12 protein-coding genes and 1 riboswitch are annotated in these 22,340 nt (G+C 43.4%); of the genes, 10 read left to right on the top strand and 2 right to left on the bottom strand.

Annotated elements, in window-relative coordinates:
• Nucleotides 1–40: 40 nt before the first annotated feature.
• Both ACYUCY_RS08385 and ACYUCY_RS08380 read right to left on the bottom strand, forming a co-directional pair.
• Complete coding sequence (locus ACYUCY_RS08385) at nt 41–1,471, bottom strand: OmpA family protein (RefSeq protein ID WP_460226017.1); 1,431 nt, start codon at nt 1,469–1,471, stop codon at nt 41–43.
• A gap of 305 nt (nt 1,472–1,776) precedes the next feature.
• Nucleotides 1,777–2,589, bottom strand: coding sequence for a class I SAM-dependent methyltransferase (locus ACYUCY_RS08380; RefSeq protein WP_460226016.1), 813 nt, complete (start codon nt 2,587–2,589; stop codon nt 1,777–1,779).
• Nucleotides 2,590–3,078: 489 nt separating this feature from the next.
• Between ACYUCY_RS08380 and ACYUCY_RS08375 the strand changes: the two genes are divergently transcribed.
• The 10 genes from ACYUCY_RS08375 (at nt 3,079) to ACYUCY_RS08330 (ending at nt 22,264) form a co-directional block, all read left to right on the top strand.
• Nucleotides 3,079–4,806 carry a long-chain fatty acid--CoA ligase gene (locus tag ACYUCY_RS08375; protein WP_460226015.1) on the top strand — a complete coding sequence of 576 codons (1,728 nt, stop codon included), beginning with the start codon at nt 3,079–3,081 and terminating at the stop codon, nt 4,804–4,806.
• A 153-nt stretch (nt 4,807–4,959) separates the two neighbouring features.
• A riboswitch (cobalamin riboswitch) is annotated at nt 4,960–5,085 on the top strand.
• A gap of 233 nt (nt 5,086–5,318) precedes the next feature.
• A complete protein-coding gene (locus ACYUCY_RS08370; RefSeq protein WP_460226014.1) occupies nt 5,319–7,175 on the top strand; it encodes a TonB-dependent receptor plug domain-containing protein in 1,857 nt (618 codons plus the stop codon).
• 52 nt (nt 7,176–7,227) lie between these two features.
• Nucleotides 7,228–7,851: a cob(I)yrinic acid a,c-diamide adenosyltransferase gene (gene cobO / locus ACYUCY_RS08365; RefSeq protein WP_460226230.1), complete on the top strand. Its 624-nt coding sequence runs from the start codon at nt 7,228–7,230 to the stop codon at nt 7,849–7,851.
• Between the two features lie 80 nt (nt 7,852–7,931).
• Nucleotides 7,932–8,909 (top strand): FecCD family ABC transporter permease, encoded by a 978-nt coding sequence (locus ACYUCY_RS08360; RefSeq protein WP_460226013.1) that lies wholly within the window; start codon nt 7,932–7,934, stop codon nt 8,907–8,909.
• On the top strand, nt 8,902–9,720 hold the full coding sequence (locus tag ACYUCY_RS08355; protein ID WP_460226012.1) for a heme ABC transporter ATP-binding protein: 819 nt from the start codon (nt 8,902–8,904) through the stop codon (nt 9,718–9,720). The genes ACYUCY_RS08360 and ACYUCY_RS08355 overlap by 8 nt, the downstream gene beginning before the upstream one ends.
• Before the next feature lie 6 nt (nt 9,721–9,726).
• Complete coding sequence (locus tag ACYUCY_RS08350; protein WP_460226011.1) at nt 9,727–10,650, top strand: cobalamin-binding protein; 924 nt, start codon at nt 9,727–9,729, stop codon at nt 10,648–10,650.
• Nucleotides 10,651–11,328: 678 nt separating this feature from the next.
• Nucleotides 11,329–20,622 (top strand): RHS repeat-associated core domain-containing protein, encoded by a 9,294-nt coding sequence (locus ACYUCY_RS08345; protein WP_460226010.1) that lies wholly within the window; start codon nt 11,329–11,331, stop codon nt 20,620–20,622.
• 14 nt (nt 20,623–20,636) lie between these two features.
• Nucleotides 20,637–21,083, top strand: coding sequence for an immunity 26/phosphotriesterase HocA family protein (locus ACYUCY_RS08340; protein ID WP_460226009.1), 447 nt, complete (start codon nt 20,637–20,639; stop codon nt 21,081–21,083).
• A gap of 253 nt (nt 21,084–21,336) precedes the next feature.
• Nucleotides 21,337–21,504 (top strand): hypothetical protein, encoded by a 168-nt coding sequence (locus tag ACYUCY_RS08335; protein WP_460226008.1) that lies wholly within the window; start codon nt 21,337–21,339, stop codon nt 21,502–21,504.
• A 70-nt stretch (nt 21,505–21,574) separates the two neighbouring features.
• A complete protein-coding gene (locus ACYUCY_RS08330) occupies nt 21,575–22,264 on the top strand; it encodes a transposase (RefSeq protein ID WP_460226007.1) in 690 nt (229 codons plus the stop codon).
• The last annotated feature ends 76 nt before the right edge of the window (nt 22,265–22,340 follow it).

The following is a 22,340-nucleotide window of genomic DNA, read 5'->3' as shown; positions in this document are numbered from 1 at the left end:
CGTATCGGCCGGATTGATTGTTCAGAGTTAGCTTGGTGACTTATCGCAAGGTGGATTTGAGCACCAAATCGATTCGGCGATTTTTAGTTCTACCTTCAACAGTTTCGTTATTGCCAATAGGTTTTGTTTCTCCGTAACCCACGGCTTCAATGTTGGCCGTTGAGCGATCTGACATGTTTGCCAATAAGTATTCACGAACAGCTTCGGCACGCGCGACAGACAAGTTTAAATTCGCTTCGTCACCACCGAAAGAGTCAGTGTGCCCTTCAACAACTACGGCACTATTTGGGAATTGCTGTAAAGCTTCCTGTACTTTTTTCAATAAGCTGAAATACTGTGTACCTATTTGTGAGCTACCTGGATCGAAATTTAAACCGATAGTTCTAATAACCACATTACCGCCTTGTGAAAGTACGATCGCTTCATCGCTAGTAAAAAGGTTTTCAATAGCGGTAAATCGACGGCGGTATTCTTCTTGATTGGCTAAACGCTCTGATTGTACGCCGAGTCTCGCTTCAAGTTGTTGAATTTCTGCTTCCAAACTGAGGATGTCATTTTTTCGTTCAAATAACTCCGCAGATTCTGTGCGGAGTACAGCGATTTGATCGCGAATCTGTTTGGTCGGTTGTTCCATACCGGTATCAAACTCAGCAACAAGATCTAATCCGCTAGCAATTTCGGCAACGGGTATTTCAGCACTCAAGATGAATTCCTCTGGAGACTGGTCTTTTTCACGTAGAGGTTTTACTGCGTCGGCAATATAGATCGCATGTTTCGCTTCATAGCGAGCTTGTTTTGCCAGCAAGCGTGGCCGATCTGTATCGTAACGATTTTCAACTAGTTCTCTTTCGGCTTCTGCCAGCAAAGATTCTGCTTTCGAGAGAGTCAATGGCGCATAACGGTCAACTCTATTTTGTTTTGCATTGCTTATCAGTTTGGTAGTTTCGCTTAGATAATTGATTTTTATTGCCTGTAGTTCGGCAGATCGATATTGTGTTTCAGCTTCCTGTGATTCCTTACGGGCTCGGTTTACATTACCTGCTTCTAAACGTCGAGCTGCAATCGCGAAGGATTTCTCCGCGTTTTCCCATAGTTCACTGGCGTATGTTTCCGCTTGCGCAGCTTCAGCATCATTTCTTGCTTGAATAGTCGTGGTGAAAGTGACTTCGGCTAAGCGAGTCGCATCGGCTGCAGTATTAAAGTGTTCAACCGCCTCTTCGAGGTCTTTTCGAATACGGTCAATACTCTGGCCTTTCTTTAAGCGATCTTCTGCTTTTCGGTAGAGTATGGCAGCCTCTTCGTAGCTTTTTGGCGCAAGCACAGAAGCGCGTGCCTCGTTGGCACTTTTTAAGGCGAGGTCTACTTGTTTAAACAATGAGTCGCGCATTTCATCCGCGAATACTGATGAGCAAGCTATCAGGCTAAGACTTCCAATTAAAAAGACTTGTTTGAATCGGTTCTGCAGTTTCATGAATTATTCTCCTAATGGTAATAACTTATCGATTTTGGTGTTGTTCGGACGACGAACTTCAATCGATTCCGTTTTGGTCGGGAATTAGACGAGCGTAAAGGCATGAAAGTCACATTTATTTTGAATTTTTTTCGACAAGATAGCTTTTTAAGCTTTTCATATATTCGAGGCACAAGGCGATTGGCGTCGGTGGCGAGGTTTCGCGTTGCAAGATATTGGTGTGCTGTTTCAGGTGAGGGAAATTGGAAAATGGGGAATAAAAAAGGTGGGCAAGCCCACCTTTTTTATTCTTTAAAAATCGCGCACTATTTTTTGACAAATTTAAGCAGCATACGATCACTTTCACCTATTGCTAAATATTTTTCTTTGTCGACTTCTTTGTTGCGCAGTACGGGAGGAAGGCTCCAAACACCACCTTCATAGTCTTTAGTATCCTTTGGGTTTGCTAGTGCATCGGAGCGCGCAACAAAAGAAAAACCATGGCTTTCCATAAAAGCGATTAGGTCTTTTTCTTTGATGTAACCCGTTCTTCTGGTAACGGTACTGTCATCATCCATACGGTGATCGACGATACCAACAACACCGCCGGTTTTTAAGGCGTGATGCCAGGCTTTGACTAGTGGTTCCGCACGATCTTTGTTGCCTAACCAGTTGTGAGCGTTACGAAAATCAAGGACTGCATCGACTGTGCCTGGATCTGCGATACCGTCGGCAAAGGTCACTTTAACCACTTCACTGTATACTGCGTCGCTTTCTAGCATCTTGGCAAAATTTGGATTCACACGCCCTTCTGCAGCAATGAACTTCCCTTTGCCTTTAAAGTAGGGCGCAAGAACTTGGGTATACCAGCCGCCACCTGGCCAGCTTTCGACAACGGTTTGCGAGCTATCGATACCTAAAAACTCCAAAACAGCAGCGGGTTTTCGATACTGGTCGCGAGCCTTATTCTCTGCCGATCGATGTGATCCGTTCAGCGCAGCATCAAGAGAAGCCTTGTCGAACGCAAAAGCGGGGCTTTGCACGGATAGAGCAATTATAGTCGCTGCCGCAGTGGCGACTAAGCAGATGCGCTGTTTCAATGTATTTTGTACACGATGAGAAGGTTTGGTGGTAAACATGCTTAGCTTTCCTTTTTATTTTTTAAACGAAGTTGATGTTGAAGTGACTACGATTCTCAATTCTCGATTAATTGGTAAGGGGGATTCTCCTCGCTGAGAAGATTGGCTAGTCGGCTTCGACCAATAAGTTTTTGGGAGGTTCAATCGGAAATCCATAAATTCCGTATAAAGTATTCGCGGTGACAGAAAGGTGGGAGAAAGTCACTACTTTTGGGCCTTCTAGCCGTTCTTTTAGGCTATATATTGCACAAATTAACTTCTGTTGGGGTGGCAAAATAGGGTAGAATGCGCCCCCTAAAAGAGGCGTTTGATAATAATAAGCACCATCCCAAACCGATAATATCTTGTGTTGCTAAGAGCCATCAGTCTCTGGACTGAGGCTTATTTGTGAGCTGTAAATCGACTTGGTCAAAGCTAGAAACGTCAACAACGATCATCAACAATAAAATGTAACTGGGGAAACCCTTCAGCCGATGGAGATATTTTACGGTGGATAAACGCTATTTAGATTTTTGGCCTAAACACTTGCCTCGTGATATTGCTTTGCCAGAAGTGACCTTGTGGGAAAATTTGGACATTACCCACCGACGCTACCCTGATCGAACCGCAATTATGTTTTTTGGGAATTCGATCAGCTACCGTCAGTTGTACCAGGATGTCGAGAGTGTAGCGGGTTGGTTGGAGCAAGTCGGCGGCGTTAAAAAAGGCGATCGAGTTTTGTTGTACATGCAAAATTCGCCACAATTTATCATCGGCTACTACGCGATCTTGAGAGCGAATGCGGTTGTTATTCCCGTTAATCCAATGAATCGTGAGGAAGAATTTCAGCACTACATTACGGATACTGATGCGACAGTCGCTTTATGTGCGGCTGAGTTGGCGACCTACGCAAAAAATGCCAGCGATAAATTACCCAAAGAGAATCAACTAAAACACATTTTGGTGACTAATTACGCTGAAGCCTTACCTGAAACCTACCCACACCCTGAAGATGCGCCACCGCCAGTTATGCAGCCGCTATTAGAAGGCAATTATGAACTGCCTTCTGGTACTGAAAAATGGACTGATGCTTTGGCCACTGCTCATAAGCCAGGACCGCATACTGCGAAACCAGATGATCTTGCTGTGATGCCATATACATCAGGCACAACAGGATTTCCAAAAGGGTGCATGCACAGTCATCGAACCGTCCAGCACACCTTATTTTGTGGGGCTTATTCGAACAGCCTGACAGCGGATGCCGTTTCACTATCTGTATTACCCCTATTCCATGTCACCGGAATGCAGTACGGGATGAATACTCCCATTGCCTTAGGCTCGACCGTCGTGATGTTGCCACGCTGGGATAGAGAAGTGGCGGGAAGTTACGTCTCTCGTTATTCCGTTACTCATTGGACGGCAATCCCTACGATGATCATCGATTTATTTGGCAGTCCAAATATCGAAAATTTCAAAGTCGATACGCTTCGTTATATTGGCGGCGGCGGTGCGGCAATGCCGGAAGCTGTTGCGAAAAAAGTGAAAGATACTTTTGGCTTGGATTTCTTAGAGGGCTATGGCTTATCAGAAACCATTGCGCCAACGCACTCCAACCCAATGTACCGGCCAAAACGTCAATGTTTAGGTTTGCCGACTTTTGGTACGGACGCGGCAATCATTAATCCAGAAACACTAAAAGAAGTTGAGCAAGGTGAGACAGGTGAAATTATTGTTTGCGGTCCGCAAGTCATGTTGGGTTACTGGCGCAATGAGCAAGCTACCAAAGACGTGATGATTGAATTTGATGGTAGAACATTTTTTAGAACGGGTGATTTAGGCAAGATCGATGAAGAAGGTTACTTCTTTATCACCGACCGATTAAAACGCATGATCAATGCATCTGGTTTTAAAGTGTGGCCGGCCGAAGTGGAAGCACTTTTGTATAACCATCCCGACGTTCAAGAAGCTTGCATCATCGGTAGTAAAGATCAGTATCGTGGTGAAACAGTAAAAGCCTGTATTGTGTTGATGGAAAAAGCGAAAGGAAAAATCAAGGAAGAAGAAATTACTGAATGGTCTAAGCAGCATATGGCCGCATACAAGGTGCCGAAAATTGTCGAGTTTGTCGATGCGCTACCTAAGTCAGGAAGCGGCAAAGTTATGTGGCGTATTCTTCAAGAAGAAGAAAACAAACGCACTGCGGACAAAAAACATGGCGCAGAGGTTGTTGACGCTTAAGCGCCGGCATCGTTTCCGCTTCTGTTAAAAACGAGCTCTAAGAGCTCGTTTTTTTATTCCTGCGATTTATCTTACCCACCTTATTTCTTGACTTTGGCTCATAGACTCTCTAAATTGCGCAGCACTAACGCATGGTGCCTACTGCTTTTTTTCGCTTAGTTGCGAGCATAAAAGCTGAGTAGGTTAAATGGGAAACTTGGTGTAATACCAGTGCTGCCCCCGCAACGGTAAGTGAATTTAAAACACGAGCCCGATACCAGCCTTGTGATGGTTTAACTGATGGAGCGGAGGGCTACCATCCAGGACTCTTCTATTCGACTTATCATCCGTCATCTTGTCCTTGTCCTCTCTCGATTGCCTTTTAAATATTACGGCCATTGAGGTGTTGTGTGATTGTTTCTAATTTAGAATCCAAAAATTTTGGATCTCGATCTTCTGTATCGAAAATAATTTTTAGTGTCTTATTAATCTTTAGTGTTTTTTTTCTTCCGTCTTCTCTCGTCGCGGATGATATGGATGAAATAGTAATTGTTGGTTCTAATTTTGAGATTGAAAAAGGTCAGCTCGGTAGTGCTGTCACGGTGGTGACCTCCGAAATGATCGATGCACTCGCGACCCCTTATGTTTCTGACGTCTTACGTCGTGTTCCTGGTTTGGCAATAACGCGTACTGGCGCCGGCGGAGGTTTTACTGAAGTTAGAATCAGAGGCGCGGAAGCAAATCATGTTTTGGTAATTATTGATGGTGTGAAGGTGAATGATGCCAATGGCGGCTTCGATTTTTCTTCGTTGGTTGCCGCTAATATTGACCGTATAGAAATATTGCGCGGGCCGCAAAGCGGTTTGTACGGGTCGAATGCAACGGCGGGCGTCATTAATATCATCAGTCGTAATAAACAAGGGATGGGTCTGGACGTCAGTGTGGAGGCGGGCAGCTTAGATTATAACCGAGAAACAATTCATGCTTATGCGGCTTCTGAGCGGGTGAGCGGAAAATTACAATTGCTTCATCAGGAGAGCGCGTTTGATGCTTCCATTTATAGTAATGCTTTAGAAGATGACGATAAGGACGAAAATAATTCTTTATCGGGCAGTGTAAAATTTCAGTTAACGGATATTTTTTCCGTCGACGCTGGGATTCGTTATGTCGATAAAGACTCCGATGTTGATGGCAGTGGTTTTTTTGGAACGGCCTTGCAAGGCGTTGCAGTTGATACTCGAGGCTCGGCTACGCTTGAAGAGAAAAACTACTTTGCGGGTATAAACTTGAGTTTAATGAATGGCCATCTCATTAATCGCTTTTCTTATGATTACACTGATAGGGATAATCAAAGTCTCACTGATGCGGGCTTGATCGATTTTGGCGATGATAACTCGAGATCAAAGTTGGCCTTGTCATCGGCGCTTATTTTTCCGGATGTAAATAATTATTCACATCAAGTTGCGGTGTTTTTTGAGCGTGAAAAAGAAACGCACAAGCAGAAAACACCGGAAGCTCCAGGTTCGCTAATGTTTTTTAATCCTTCCCAAGGCGTCGAGAAAACTAGGGTGCTGAAGGGGGTTGGTGTGGAATATCGATCAGATTTTGCCGATCGTTTGTTTTTGTCTTTAACGGCACGTAACGATAATAACGATGCATTTGAGGATGAGTCGACCTATCGTTTTACCAGTGCATTATGGCTTGGTGATGAAACTAGGATGCATGCCAGCGTCGGTACGGGTGTAACCAATCCCTCTTTTTTCGAGCAGTTTGGATTTATTCCTGCGACTTTTGTCGGCAACCCTGGCTTATTGCCAGAAAAATCATTTGCTTGGGATCTCGGTCTCGAACGAATCTTTCTTGATGGTGATTTCTCGGTTGATCTAACTTATTTTAAGGCTGATCTGGAAAATGAAATTGTCACAGCCTTTGACCCGTTTACTTTTGCTGCGACACCACAAAATTCCCAGCTTGATAGTGATCGCTCAGGTGTTGAATTGAGTTTTCAAGGGAATTTTCTGCGCAACATTTCGCTATCCGGTGCTTATACCTATACCAATTCACAACAAAATGATCAGCGTGAAGTTCGTCGGCCGCAAAATACGGCAAGTTTAGATATTCAGTACGTTCTCTTTGATGATAGAGCGAAAATTAATTTTGGTGCGCTGTACAGCGGTACTCAATTGGATAATGATTTTAGAATGGGTTCAACTGGGCAATCTCGTTTGGACTCCTATTTGCTGCTAAATGTGGGCGCTTCCTATCAGCTAAGTTCAGTTGTTAATATCTTTTCGTCGATCAATAACTTGCTTGATGAAGATTATCAGGAAGTAATATCTTATCAAACGCCAGGGCGTTATTTTAACTTAGGTCTGAGCTTGTCTTTTTAAACCATTTTTTATTTTCTTAAAGCCGTTTTTAATCAGCGAGCAGGGTGAGCTTATTAGTAAACAAGACGAAAAATCATCGCGAAAAGATCACAAACATAATGCGGCGATGAGAAAGCAAAAAACGAATGTCGATGCCGCGATACAAGCGGCATCGATTGATCGTGGCGTCGTGATATTGTTGACTGGCGATGGTAAGGGAAAGAGTAGCTCCGCTTTCGGCATGGTAATGCGAGCGCTCGGTTATGGGCAAAAGGTGGGGGTGGTTCAATTTATAAAAGGCGAACAACTTTCTGGTGAAGAAATTTATTTGCAACAACGCTATCCTGACTTAGCGTTTTATCAAATGGGAACAGGTTTTACCTGGGATACTCAAGATCGAAGCAGTGATATTCAAGCCGCAGAGCGAACCTGGTTGGTGTGTGAGTCGATGTTGCAAGATGCGAGCTATGATTTAGTTGTGCTCGATGAATTGACCTATATGTTAGCCTTTGATTATCTCGAGGAAGCTCGTATTGTAAATGCAGTTAATAATCGACCACGTGAACAAAGTGTTGTGATTACTGGCAGAGGCGGTGGTAGTGCATTGCGTGAAATTGCAGATACGATCTCGGAAATAAAAGATGTAAAACACGCTTTCAAAGCTGGAATAAAAGCGCGCAAAGGTGTGGATTTCTAGTGGCTACCTTTGATGCTTTAAGAAATTCATTTCAGGCATCGCGAAGCAACAAAAAATCTTTCGGGTTAGTGTTGCTTATAATGCTATCAGTTTTAATACTGGTGCTAATCTTTTCTCTATTTTTCGGCTCCGTTCCCGTTAGTCTTAGTGAATTTTATCTAGGTTTGCTCGATTCAAGCCTACAAACCCAAGCAGAAACAATTGTCAGCGTGATTCGTTTTCCGCGCGTTTTGCTGGCCGCTATCGTCGGTGCTTTATTGGCGGTCAGTGGTGCCGTGACGCAAGGTTTGTTTAGAAACCCTTTGGCCGATCCTTCTTTAATTGGTGTGACTGCGGGTGCCTCTGCGGGCGGGAGTGTGGTTATCGTGATGAGCGCGAGCTTATCGCAATACGTTTTTAGTTTATGGTTGGTTTCTGTGGGCGCATTTTTGGGTGGCATTGTTTCGGTTTGGCTAGTATACCGCTTGGCTACCACTGATCGAGGGACGTCAGTTGCAACCATGCTGTTAGTCGGTATTGCCATCACAGCCTTGGCTAGTAGTGTTACCAGTGGTTTGGAGTTTGTTGCAGATAATGCAATGTTACGACGAATTAGTTTGTGGAAAATGGGCGGTCTTGAAGGTGCAGATTACCCACGAATTTTAATCGTGTTATTTGTCTTAACCATCACTCTAATTATTTTGCCGAAATATGCGACGGCTTTGAATGCAATGCTGTTAGGGGAATCCGAAGCGGGATATTTAGGCGTCGATGTCGAAAGAGTAAAAAAAGTGTTAATTATTTTAGTTGCTGCGGCAGTGGGGAGTTCCGTTGCAGTCGCTGGAACTATTTCCTTTCTTGGTTTAATTGTGCCGCACATTATGCGCCGTTTAATTGGCGCTGATCATCGATATTTGCTAATTTTTTCCGCTCTAGCTGGGGCAATTTTATTGATGATTGCAGATACCTTAGCGCGCTTTATTGTTGCACCGGCTGAATTGCCGGTAGGTCTGGTTACCGCCTTACTGGGTGCTCCGTTTTTTATCTTTTTATTGGTAAAAAGGCGGCATTATGACTGACAAACACGTATTAATTGCAGACTCGGTTTCGATACGTCGAGGTAAAAAAGCTGTCTTGAAGAATTTAAGTTTTTCTTTGGCGGCTGGCGAAGTGATGACGGTTATAGGGCCGAACGGCGCAGGAAAATCAACCTTAATTGCTGCGTTAGGCGGAAGCCTGAAAGAAAACGTAACGACGGGTTCAGTCGATCTCGCCGGTCAAAACATCTATCGTTATTCGATCAAGGAAAAAGCGCAAAGACTAGCCGTGTTGTCCCAAAACACCCGATTAGATTTTCCCTTTACCGTTGCAGAAGTTGTCGCTCTCGGGCGTACACCACATACAACTGGTTTAGAGATCGATGAAAAAATCGTATTTGACGTTTGCGCTTTGCTGGAATTGGATCATATGTTAGCCCGATGCTATTCACAATTGTCCGGTGGAGAACAGCAACGTGTACAGCTCGCGCGGGTGTTGGCCCAGGTTTGGCAGGTGAATGATCAAAGCGAAAAAAAGTGGCCTCGAGTATTGTTGTTGGATGAGCCAAGCACAGCATTAGATCTTAAAAATCAAAATCTCTTGGTAGCGGCTATCAAAACGATTGCTGATCAAGGCGTAGCCGTGGTTGCGGTTGCTCACGATATTAATTTGGCCTTGGAGTATTCGGATAAATTTTTATGTATGTCCGAAGGCGAGTTAGTTGCGTGTGGGAATGCAAACGAGGTAATTCGCGCTGAAATATTGGAACCTGTTTTTTCAGTGTCATTGACCTTGGTACCTTGTCCGCATAAAAATACTCCAATCGTCACATTTTTATATCAGCGTGTGTAGCGAAACATGATTAATTCAGTGTTGATAAAGGCGATTCCGTTAATTGCATTTTTAGTAACACTCCTTGCAAGTGTGGATGCGGCTAGTGAATCTGATGAAGTGTTCAATAAAATATTTGTTGTTGATTACGTTGGTAATGAAATTCACTTAGATAAACCAGCGCAACGAATAATCGCCTTGTCACCGCACATTGTTGAAAACGTTTTTTCCGCAGGGGCCGGAGATAAGTTATTCGGAACGATCGATTACAACCTTTATCCGCCGGAAGCAAATTCAATAAGAAAAGTTGGCGGTTTTGATACCTTAAGCTTAGAAACGATTGTCGCGCTTGATCCAGATTTGGTGATCGCGTGGGGTTCGGGAAATGGCTCGCAAACTATCGCTCAGCTACAATCGCTTGGCTTGCCGGTATACGTTGATGAGCCTATAACGATGGCAGATATTTCGAAGTCAATAAGAGATATTGGTATCTTGGCTGGGACGGAAACCGTGAGTGAAAACGTTGCCGAGCAATTTGAGGCGCAGCTCACTCAGTTGCGACTAAATAGTGAAAATAAAAACGTCGTCAGTGTGTTTTACGAAGTCTGGCACGAGCCGTTACAAACTTTAAATAAAAATCACATTATCAGTAGTGTGATAAATGTTTGCCAAGGGGAAAACTTATTCGCCGATGCCATTCCGCTCGCACCAAAGATCTCAATAGAATCGGTAATAGCGCGCAATCCCGATGTGATTGTCGCTAGCGGTGTCGATGAAAAAGAACCTCCTTGGCTCAGCGACTGGCGGCAGTGGGGTTCAATTACCGCCGTTAAAAATGCGTCAGTGTTTTATATTCCACCCGATCTTATCCAGCGACATACCACGAGAATATTATTGGGTACAGCGATGATGTGTGAGCATTTGGATAAGGCTCGCGATGCTACAAAGTAGCCTTTAAACTAGCGTATTGATTAAAAATACACGAATTTAATTTAAATTTGATTTTTTTAAGTATGTTTTTAACCATCAAATAATTACTTTTATTTTTTTAAACGTTATTAACGTTTCCTTTCAATTCACGATATACATAATTAAAAAACTGTAACTGATCAAATAAAAACCTTTTTCGTCCGCCATTTGTTCTCTTGTAGCTTTCCTTTGCTTTATTTAAATGGTTCTAGCCGTATCACGTTGTCAGCCGTATTTATTCTTAACTATAAAAGCCGCAAATGAATCTGTTTCATCCACAAGGTATTGCCGCCTGAAGGATATTTAACTCGCTCTCGTATGGTTGATAGTTCATCTGGCATCCAAATCAACAAGCCTGATATCCCGGCATTGTTGGCTGATGTGCCCGCAATCGAAATAGCTTGTATCGCTTAAATACAGATTAGAGATAAACACTGGTAAATTATTTGTTGGAAAAGTTTTGGAAATCGGGTAGTGTCGACTGGTTAAATAAAATAATGATAAGAAGATGTGTTCGTTAAATTAATAAAGTTATGTTTGTACATAATCGTAGTTTAATTTAAAAAATAGATTCAGTTTACTTTCTATCGGTATTTTTCGGATTAAATATTTTTATAATAACTATGCCTGCGTCTTCATCAGGACGAGCTTGGGGAATTCATGAAAAAAATAACCATTGAATCGTGTGTTGTACTTCTGTTACTCGCAATTTTTTTGTTTAGCATTAATTCCCAAGCGCAAACTTATGAGATTGGGAGTACTGTAACAAACACGACAGGGAGCTATACTTTATCAACCTCTCCGTCCAACCCTAACCGTGTACGAGAAATGAAGGATGGGGTTGTTATTTATGATGGCTATATTACTGTTGGATCATCAATTCCATATTCTGGTAAGTCCAATGGCGTGTATGTCTATTCATTTTATAATCTGACCGAACAAACCTGTTATCCCCCTTACAACATTTGCATCGGACCATTCGAGGTTGGAGTTGGCGTTACCCAAGTCACTGTAGCTTTAGCTCCCCCAACCATCCCCGCTGCAATTTCTTTTATTGATGTGTCAAATCCGCCAGCAGTCGACATTGATGGCGGGTTCAGTGTTAATTGGGGTGCATCTGCAAATAACCCAACAAGTTACGAACTAGAACAAAGATTGAATTCAGGCAATTGGTCGCAAGTTTACAGTGGTTCTGGATTGTCTAAACCATTTGGAGGGTTAACAGATGGTTCGTACGAGTATCGTGCTAGGGCATGCAGTGCAAATGGGTGTAGCGGATATACAGCGACTCAAGTCATTAATATAGTAAAAACTCCAGGTACGCCCGGATCTGTTAGTTTTTCTGGGCTTTCACATGGTGGTTCCAACCAGGATTCAGATGGTGGTTATACACTTACGTGGGGAGCGAGTTCCGGAACCGGAGATTACATTTTACAAGAGAGCCTGAACGGAAGTGCATTTTCAATAGTTCAAGATAGTTCTGAGTTGTTCAAAGTTTTTAGTGGAAAAACAGATGGGAATTATCAATATAGAGCACAGAAATGTAATCAGTATTCCTGTTCCTCATGGACGTCAATTGCGTCAGTTCAGGTAGTTAATTTCGCTAGCACACCAGGTTCAATTGTTGGGCCTAACTCTGCAAATGGTGGTTACAATTTGTCTTGGGGCGCTGCCAATGGGACTGCGGATTCGTATATCCTCGAACGTCGCGTTCACGGCGGGACTTGGGGAGTGCGTCAAGATGAAAACGCGTTGTCCGTTGTTGAAGCGAGCCTATCGAGCAATACTTATGAGTATCGAGTACAGGCTTGCAATAGTTTGTCATGTTCAAGTTGGACTTCAGTCCATACCGTCGATGTAGTTGTTGCGCCGGGAGTCCCTTCCTCAATTAACGTCTCACCAACCACAAGTACCGATGGTAACTTCACTATCGATTGGGGCGTGTCGAGTGGCGTCGCGAGTTCTTACAACCTTGAACGACAAGATAACGGAGGCGCATGGACAAGTATTGCAACTATTTCAAATGCTCCTTGGACCTACACCGACACAGAGTTGAGTGATGGCGATTATAGTTACCGCGTTCGAGGGTGTCATACTTTAGGTAGCACGACTAATTGCAGTGCTTATGCAACCTCGTCGCCATCAGTAGTTTCTATCCCATCAAACTCACCACCTACTCTTGCCATTAATGCACCGCTAGCGGGTGGCCAAATTACCTTAGGTGATCCCGTCGCATTGTTAGTCACCGCCACTGATGATAACGATGGTGATCTAAGCAGCAGCGTGCAATGGAGTTCCAATCTTGATGGCGTGTTAGGCAGTGGCGACGGCTTAATCGTCAGCTCCCTCAGCCTTGGAATCCACACCATAACTGCCAGTGTGGCAGACAGTTCAGGTTTGTCTGCTTCGACAAATACCAATCTAACGGTAGTGAATTCAGGATCGGGTGGTTCAGGTAGCCGCGAAGTCTTCAACGGCACTTTTGATGCAGCTGGTGATACTCAAGGTTTTGCCTACCTGGACGACGCATTCAGAAACTCAGCGAGCCCCAACTATGCCAGTGGCAATCAGGTAGTTGATGCCAGTTGTGATAATGGCGGTTGCCTGTATGTCGAACTCGCGGGGATCGACAGCAACAACATCACTGACATGTCCGGTGCTTGGCAGAAAAGCTTCACCCTCAATGCCGGCGAGTCAGCTTCCATCACCTTCCGCTATTTTTTCGATCAGGGCCCCAATTATGAGCCGAGCGAATTCAGCGAAGCCTTGTTCTCAGTGGATGGTGTGCTCATCGGTACCCAAGGTAACGATTATTTATTTCACGTAGCAGGTGATGGAGACGGCGGCCCGGCACTCAGCACCAGTGGTTGGATCACCGAAACATTTGATCTGGGTGAATTAGGTGCGGGCACGCACACCATCGAAATTGGTGCTTACAACAATTACAAAACCTCTGCCGGTGAATTTACCTCAATGTGGATTGACGATGTGGTGCTCACCGCCACCGGTGGTGTTGCCGGCAATACGGCACCCACTATAAATATCTCGGCGCCTGCAAGCGATGCCAGTTTTATCCAAGGCCAAACTATTACTTTTACCAGTACAGCCATTGACGTTGAGGAGGGTGATATAAGTGCACTCATTCAGTGGAGTTCCAATCTCGATGGCAGCCTAGGTTTTGGCGGGTCAATTAACATAAATAGTTTAACCACCGGCAGCCACCAAATTACCGCCAGCGTTGCGGACTCAAGCGGTGCCCTGAGTAGCGATGTATTGAACATATCGGTAAATACGCCTGCCAATAATGCACCGACACTGTCGATTACCCAGCCTTCGATGGGTAGTCAAATCACAGTAGGAAATTCCGTCACCTTCTCCGTTTCTGCAACCGATGCGATTGACGGTGATCTTAGTGGCAACGTGCAATGGGTTTCAAATATTGATGGCCTTTTCGGTGTCGGTGATGACGTGACAGTAAATTCGCTCAGCGTTGGAACTCACATCATTAATGCCAGTGTGGTGAACAGTTCGGGCTTATCCGCTTTAGCGAGCACCAATCTTACCGTTTTGAATTCCGGTTCTGGGTCGGGTGGATCAGGCAACCGTGAAGTCTTTAGTGGCACTTTTGACTCATCTGGAGATACCCAAGGGTTTATCTACTTGGATGATGTATTCAAAAACTCCGCGAGCCCCAACTACGCGAGTGGCAATCATGTCATTGATTCCAGTTGCGATAACGGCGGTTGCCTTTATGTCGAACTCGCCGGGATCGACAGTAACAACATTACTGACATGTCCGGTGCTTGGCAGAAAAGCTTCACCCTCAATGCCGGCGAGTCAGCTTCCATCTCCTTCCGTTATTTTTTCGATCAAGGCCCCAACTATGAGCCGAGTGAATTCAGCGAAGCCATCTTCGCTGTTGACGGTGTACAAATTGGAACACAAGGTAACGACTATTTGTTTCACGTAGCAGGCGACGGCGACGGCGGTGTTGCACTTAGTACCAACGGGTGGATAACAGAAACATTTGATCTGGGCCAGTTAGGTGCGGGCACGCATACTATCGATATTGGTGCCTACAACAATTACAAAACCTCTGCCGGTGAATTTACGTCAATGTGGATTGATGACGTTGTCCTTACCGCGACCGGTGGTGTACCCAGTAACACCGCACCCAGCGTTAACATCATTGCGCCAACCGGTGCTTCCAGTTTTCCGCAAGGCCAAACAGTAATATTTTCTGCAATGGCAAATGATGCTGAAGATGGTGATTTAAGTTCATCGATTCAATGGAGTTCCAACCTAGACGGTATCCTAGGTAGCGGCGGATTAATTAACGTCAGTAGTTTAAGTTTAGGTCCTCATCAAATTACAGCGAGTATTACTGATTTAGACGGCTCGATGAGTACAAATGTTATTACCGTTGACGTTGTTGCCGTGATTGATACGCCGCCTACTATTTCAATTACGTCTCCGATCGAAGGCTCGACCTTTTCGCAAAGTTCTAACGCGACTTTTACAGCCAGCGCTACTGATGCCCAAGACGGCGATCTGAGCGCTTTTGTACAGTGGAGTTCTCATGCTGATGGTGTTTTAGGTCTAGGAAGTTCCTTTAGTACTAACGTGCTGTCGGTTGGGAATCATCAGATTACCGCATTAATAACTGATTCCGCTGGATTCAGTGATACTCAGCGAATCAATATCACTGTTAATGCAAATGCACCTTCTGTTCCCGGAGCGATCAGTTATTCAAATCCTGATAACGATGGGACTTTCGATCTTTCGTGGGGTTTATCACCAGGTGGCGCTAGCTCTTATGAACTACAGCGCAAATCGGTCTCCGGTAGCTGGACGACTATTCAAAACAACAGCTCAGCAATTCGTAACGAAATTGGTTTGGTGGTTGATTCTTATTCTTATCGGGTTAGAGCTTGTGACTTTGGTGCGTGTTCGGCTTGGGGTGGGGTGGTTGGGGTTTCTGTAACGACAACACCTTCGATTATCCCGGCTACCATACCTGGAGTGCTGGAACATTTAGTGGATGTGGATGCAAATGGTAGTTTATCGCTCAGTATCGGGATCGATGTGCCTGAAGGTGTGAATGGGCTAACGCCTTCATTGAGATTTAATTACCACCAAAGCAGCACGTGGCACGTTAACAGATGGAAATTGGGAGGGGTAAGCCAGATAAATCGATCTTGTTCACCGTCAACACTTTTAATAGGACTCGGCTTATCGGGAGATGGTGCGCTTGTACAAGATGTTGATACTACAAATGGTGAAGTTTATCGGTCTATTCTAAATTATAAAACACGAGTCGAAAAACAAACCGATGCTAACGGCGACCCTTGGTATATCGCTCTTAAGGACGGGAAAAAATATAAATATGGAATAACGTCATCTGGAAGGACCGATACATGTTTCGATGGGCCTGGCAATGATAATTGGCTACTAGAAGAAATCGAAGATGAATTTGGGAATGTAATATCAATTAATTATGATGGGAGCATTGCCTATAAAAATGTTTCGTCAATAGAGTACGCTGGTCGAAGGGTAGAGTTTTCTTATACTAACGATCCGATTGTTACTATAGATACGGTGTTAACGAATATTTTGATTCTAGTTAATGGGGTGCCCGTTACAGAATATCGATTAGAGCGTAATCCTCCTGGTGGAGCAAGTGGAAAGCTTCTTAACACTATACAGAAATGTGGATTTGATCAGACTGGCTCAGCGAGAAGTTGTTCGGCTGCTACAACTTTCGATTGGACCATTGGCCAGGTTCCTGGTTTAACTACCTTGGATGCTATTACCAACGGTTTTGGGATTCGAACGGAAATTGATTATAAGAACCCCGTTGATTCGGACGCTTCAATTTATCAGATTCCAGATACTGAAATTCCTGTAGATAACTATGGTAGTTATACAGCCGGCCTCAGCTTCACCCACCAATTTGTTACTCAAATAAGGGTTGATGACGGCATCGGTGGGCAACGCGTTACAGATTATAGATATCGAGATTTACCGAGTGTTGCGAAAGGGAATACGGTGGTAAGAAAAACCTTACCAGACGGAACCTATCTGTATACCAGCTATTATCCGGCCTCTTGGGGTTCTACTAATGACGCAAATACCGAGTTAAGCGGAGTAGTTTCAGGTGAGGGGCACGTCTACCGGCAAGCTAGGTACTCTGGAATAGCCGGTCAGCCTGGCGCTAGGCGGCTATCATTTGTTGAGAATGATGTGCAAGATCTTGTTTGGTCTAATGGACAACCTCACCCGATTTCTTTTTTGTTTTCAACAACGATGTACAAAGTTCCTACATCATACAAAGAACATTTTTTAAATGAACAAGGGGATATTATAGGAGGGAGTTATACAAGTTACTCTTACGATTGGGATGCTGCCCTTGGGGTTCTCAACAGTGAAACCGCGACAACCGTTGTTGGTTACGATACGTCCGGAGAGACGATCGCTACAAAAATCGAAAAACAAAGTACAACGACAACGACTTATAGCAACGATATTGCCAATTGGATTATCGCTTTTAAAGCTAAAATAGAAACAGATATTTCAGTTCCCGATCTATCCGAAAGTAAGGGTGTCAAAAACGAATATTTTGTTTTTCCCGGGTACAATACTTTTAAAGTAGGACAGTTAATTCAATCAGTTAACGACGGGCAAGGTTTTTACCAAAAGTCGACATCGACATTGGACTATTCGGCTAAAGGTAATTTAATAAGCACGATAGTATCCGGAAGTGATTTTAATACAAGAACCACACAACATCTGAATTATGTTGACGATATTTATCCTGGTACTGTCGTCAAGCCGACCGGTACTGGACATGCACTTTCAAATGATTTCACTTACGATCTTAGATTCGGAGAGGTAAGTCATTCGGTAGATACTAATACCGGTTTAAGTTCATCCGAAACTTACAATGATCTAGGACAGTTAATTCAAAAAATACAGCCCAATGGGACTGTGATATCGACAAGTTACGATTTTTGTAGTGGCAGTTGCGGTTCTATTCGTAGTTTTGATTATGTAAATCCCGCGTTTAAAATTACCATCACAACGACACACCCGTTTGAAAATATCAAAGGCGCGCCTACAGATATTAAATATTTTGATGCATTAGGCCGTGTAATACGAACCGAAAAGGAAGGCTTTAACACGGGAGAATGGGTAGCTGTTGATACGCTCTATAATCATCTAGGGCTGGTTGAGCAGCGGAGTTTACCTTATGTTGTTACGCCCACAGCGACACCTGAGTTTGTTATCTACGAATATGAAAACGACTTCCATTTGCTTGAGCGTAGTACTTATCCAGATTCTGGTTCGGTTTATACGGAATATGAGCGGCTCAATGATAAGTATCGAGTCACAACGACCGAGACTGTTGCGAGGGTTGGAGCAAGCAAGACGCAGGTTGCTGTAGAAGAATACAATAGCCTCGGTTTAGTTATTAAAAAGATTGATGCCTCGGGCACTCTTGATGAGGTGGTTAGCGATTTTAAGTATGACCAACTGGATAATTTAAGGTGGTCCAGGGTCAATGGCGATAATACTACCGTTGTTTTGATGAGCTACGATGGCGCTAGCAATCGGGTTTTATTGAGTGATCCAAATACAGGTACAACTAACTATTTTTATGATGGATTGAATCAGTTAAAAACCAAGATAGACGCGCGACAATTAACGACGCAATTTAGCTACGATGATATTGGGCGTTTGAATCAGCGTATTGTTGATTTTGGTGGTGTGCAGCCTGCAACTCATATTTGGAATTATGATACGTTGCTGGTCGGATTTTTAAGTTCGCGAGCGAGTCCAGGTTTTTTTGAAAGTTACAACTACGACAGCCTTGGACAGGTTGATCGTATCGACACCACAATTGATTTACCAAATTATACTAATTCATTTACTTCTCATTTAACCTACGATAATTTCGGTCGAGAAAAAACCCAGCAATACCCTTCGGGACTAACTACGCGTTCTGAATATAATGCCCAAGGTTATTCCAGTGAATTTCGCGAACACAATACGAACAAGTTACTAACACTAGTTAATAACACCGATTCGTTTGGTAATATCGTTCAGCAAACATTTGGCAATGGTTTGCAATCAATTCGAGGGTACGATTCGAAGAATGGTCGGGTTACGTCCTTGCAAACTGGCGTCGGCGGAAATGTTCAAAATAATACCTATGATTGGTGGTCAAATGGCACCTTGCACCAGCGTGCCAATTTAAGAGTGGGTGCTACTGAAACCTTTACCTATGACAATCTCAACCGCTTAGACATCGCTCAGACAAATTATTCTGGCGGCTCAAGAAATCTAGACTTTGAATACGATAAGCTTGGCAACGTACTTGCAAAAACGGGTGGGGGCAATGACTTAACCAATTACACTTATACCGATGACGGGCGCCCGCACAGCGTTAACAGCGTACAGGTTAATGGTGTCCAGCATGACTACGATTATGATAATGCTGGAAACATGATATTCGAAGATACGCCTACCGATGATGAAGACAGAAGGATAACTTATGACGCATCGGGCCTTCCCGTTGAAATAGTTAAAGGTGATCTTAATACTCCTGTGGCGAAAGATACCTTCGAATATGACGCCGACGGTAAGCGTTTCTATAAAGAAACTTTGAATCAAGATGACACAACAATTGCTTGGCCAAGCTCCGCTTACGATAAAACGATTTACCTTTATGATGGGAAATTTGAATTAAATATTCCTGCCGAAGGGAATGTAAATGCTTATGAAAAAACCAAATTCAACGAAGTACTCCACATACGAGAAGTAACGTTAGCCGGAGCCACTACGCGCTTTGAATATTTACACACAGATTACCTGGGCTCGATAGATGTTATTACTGATGATGTAGGGAGCGTTGTGCGGAATAATGGGTTTGACCCATTTGGTGAGCGACGTGACGAAAGCTGGACTCAGTTAGCGCCTGAGCAAAGTATCGAGGATCAGTATCAACATACCAGCCGAGGTTTTACTGGGCACGAGCATTTAGAGACCACAGGCCTCATTCATATGAATGGTAGAGTCTATGATCCAATATTGGGTCGGTTTATGTCTGCAGACCCGTATATCCAGGCTCCTTATTTTAGTCAAAGTTACAATCGTTATAGTTATGTATTAAATAATCCTTTGAAGTATTCAGATCCTACTGGCGAACTGTTTTTTGTTCCAGTAATGATCGGGATTAAAGTGGTTGGCTGGGGAATGACGGCTTATGGGGCTTCTCAGACTGTGAAAGAGGCTAAGAAAGCCTATGATAATTATCAGGAAACGGGGGAAATTGATGGAGCGGGGGTTGTAAAAAACCTTGCTATAACGGCTGGTGGGACGATTGTACTGTCAAAGGCAAAATATGCTAAGAATATTGTTGAGAAAATTGCACCCAATCAAGTAAAAGCTATTGAGGATAAAATATCGGACGGTTTTCAAAAGCTCACTAGAGGATCGGATAAAGCTGATGCACCTGGGGTCGACGCTCAGCCGAATGGAGCAAATCGAAATGGAACTGGAGCGGATAAGAAGAGTGATTTGGGGGATCAAGATTCAAAACCTAATGAGAAAACATATCAAACTTACACTAAAACTAACCCTGAAACTGGAGAGGTCTACTGTGGAAGGACTAGTGGATGCGGCACCCCTGAGCAAAATATAGCAAGGAGGGATTCTGGCCATCATATGAACGAGAAAGGCTTCGCGCCAGCCGATCTTGACAGGTCATCAACCAACCCTGACGCTATAAGAGGGAGGGAGCAGAGGGTGATTGAAAGTAATGGAGGTGCTAAAAGATCAGGAGGAACATCGGGCAATGAAATAAACGGTATTTCTGAGAAAAACGCAAAGAGAGAGCAGTATTTGAAGGCTGCAGATGATGCAGAATCAATGAGTAACTATGAAACGAATTAATGAGTATGAAATAAATGAGCAAACGTAAAGTAGGAGACATTGTCAAAATTGATTTAAAGAATGGGTATTTTGCTTTTGGTCGAGTTCTTAAAGAGCCATTGATGGCTTTTTATGGTTTTCGAGCTACGGCAACCCCTTCTGTGGAGGAAATAGTATCGAAAGAAATTTTGTTTAAAATTTGGGTTATGAACAATGCTGTTACTTCTGGTAGATGGCCAATCGTAGGACATTTAGATTTAGATGAATCTTTATTGAAATCGGTGACGTTTTTCAAGCAAGATTCGATTAGTAAAAAGCTGTATTTGTATAGGGATTCAAAAGTATTGCCAGCAAGCCGAGAAGAGTGCATAGGGCTAGAAAAGGCTGCGGTTTGGAGTGCGTCGCATGTTGAAGACAGATTGCGTGATTATTTTGATGGGATCCCAAATAAATGGGTCGGTTCTTTACAAATCAAAGAATAAATCAATTCGAAAAAACGGAATCAATTGGGGTGCGAATCCGAATGAATCAATTGGGGTCAGATGAGAATTAACTTGCAATAAGTTTTTCAGTACCCCAATTCAAATTCACCATTAGTTTACAAGGATGTAATAATCAATTGGGGTCAGATGAGAATGAATCAATTGGGGTCAGATGAGAATTAACCTGCAATAAATTCAATAAGTTTTTCAGTGCCCCAATTCAAATTCACCATTAGTTTACAAGGATGTAACAATGGCACGTCTTCGACGTTTTTGCCCAGTCGGGCTTCCACAGCATATTATTCAGCGCGGTAATAATCGCCAGGTTTGTTTTGCGAGTTCGCAAGACTTTGCCGTCTATGCGAATTGGTTGTATGAATATTCTGTAGAGTTCAATCAATTGGGGTCAGATGAGAATTAACTTGCAATAAATTCAATAAGTTTTTCAGTACTCCAATTCAAATTCACCATTAGTTTACAAGGATGTAACAATGGCACGTCTTCGACGTTTTTGCCCAGTCGGGCTTCCACAGCATATTATTCAGCGCGGTAATAATCGCCAGGTTTGTTTTGCGAGTTCGCAAGACTTTGCCGTCTATGCGAATTGGTTGTATGAATATTCTGTAGAGTTCGATGTGTCCGTCCATGCTTGGGTGTTTATGACTAATCATATTCATCTTTTAGCAACACCCAATAAGCGTGAAGGTTTGTCGAAAATGATGCAGGCATTAGGGCGGCGCTATGTTCGTTACTTTAATCGTGAATATAGTCGATCGGGGACTTTGTGGGAGGGACGATTTAAAAGTTGTCTTGTGCAATCGGACAAGTATTTATTAATTTGCCAACGTTATATCGAATTAAATCCGGTTCGTGCCGGTATGGTGGTAGATCCTTCTGAATACGCGTGGTCGAGTTACAGTGCCAATGCGCTTGGGAAAAGAATTAGGCTTTGCACTCCTCACGAACAATATTTACATCTCGATAAAAATGAGAAAAGAAGGTTGGAAATTTATCGCGATTTATTCAAAGTTCATGTCAGCGGAAATTTAATTGCGGAGATAAGTGCAACTGTAAATCAAGGGCTCGCTTTGGGAAGCCCAAGATTTAAGGAGGAGGTTGAACAGCTCTATCAACGGCGTGTGACGAGAGGTGTCGTTGGTAGACCCCGATTGGAAAATTAGGAGGCAAATTTAATTCTCATCTGACCCCAATTTTAACCCCAATTTTACCAATTTTATTAAAAGTAATTTTTAAATT

It is taken from the genome of Aurantivibrio infirmus (genome assembly GCF_054767315.1).
This window is presented reverse-complemented; position numbering and strand designations above follow the sequence as displayed.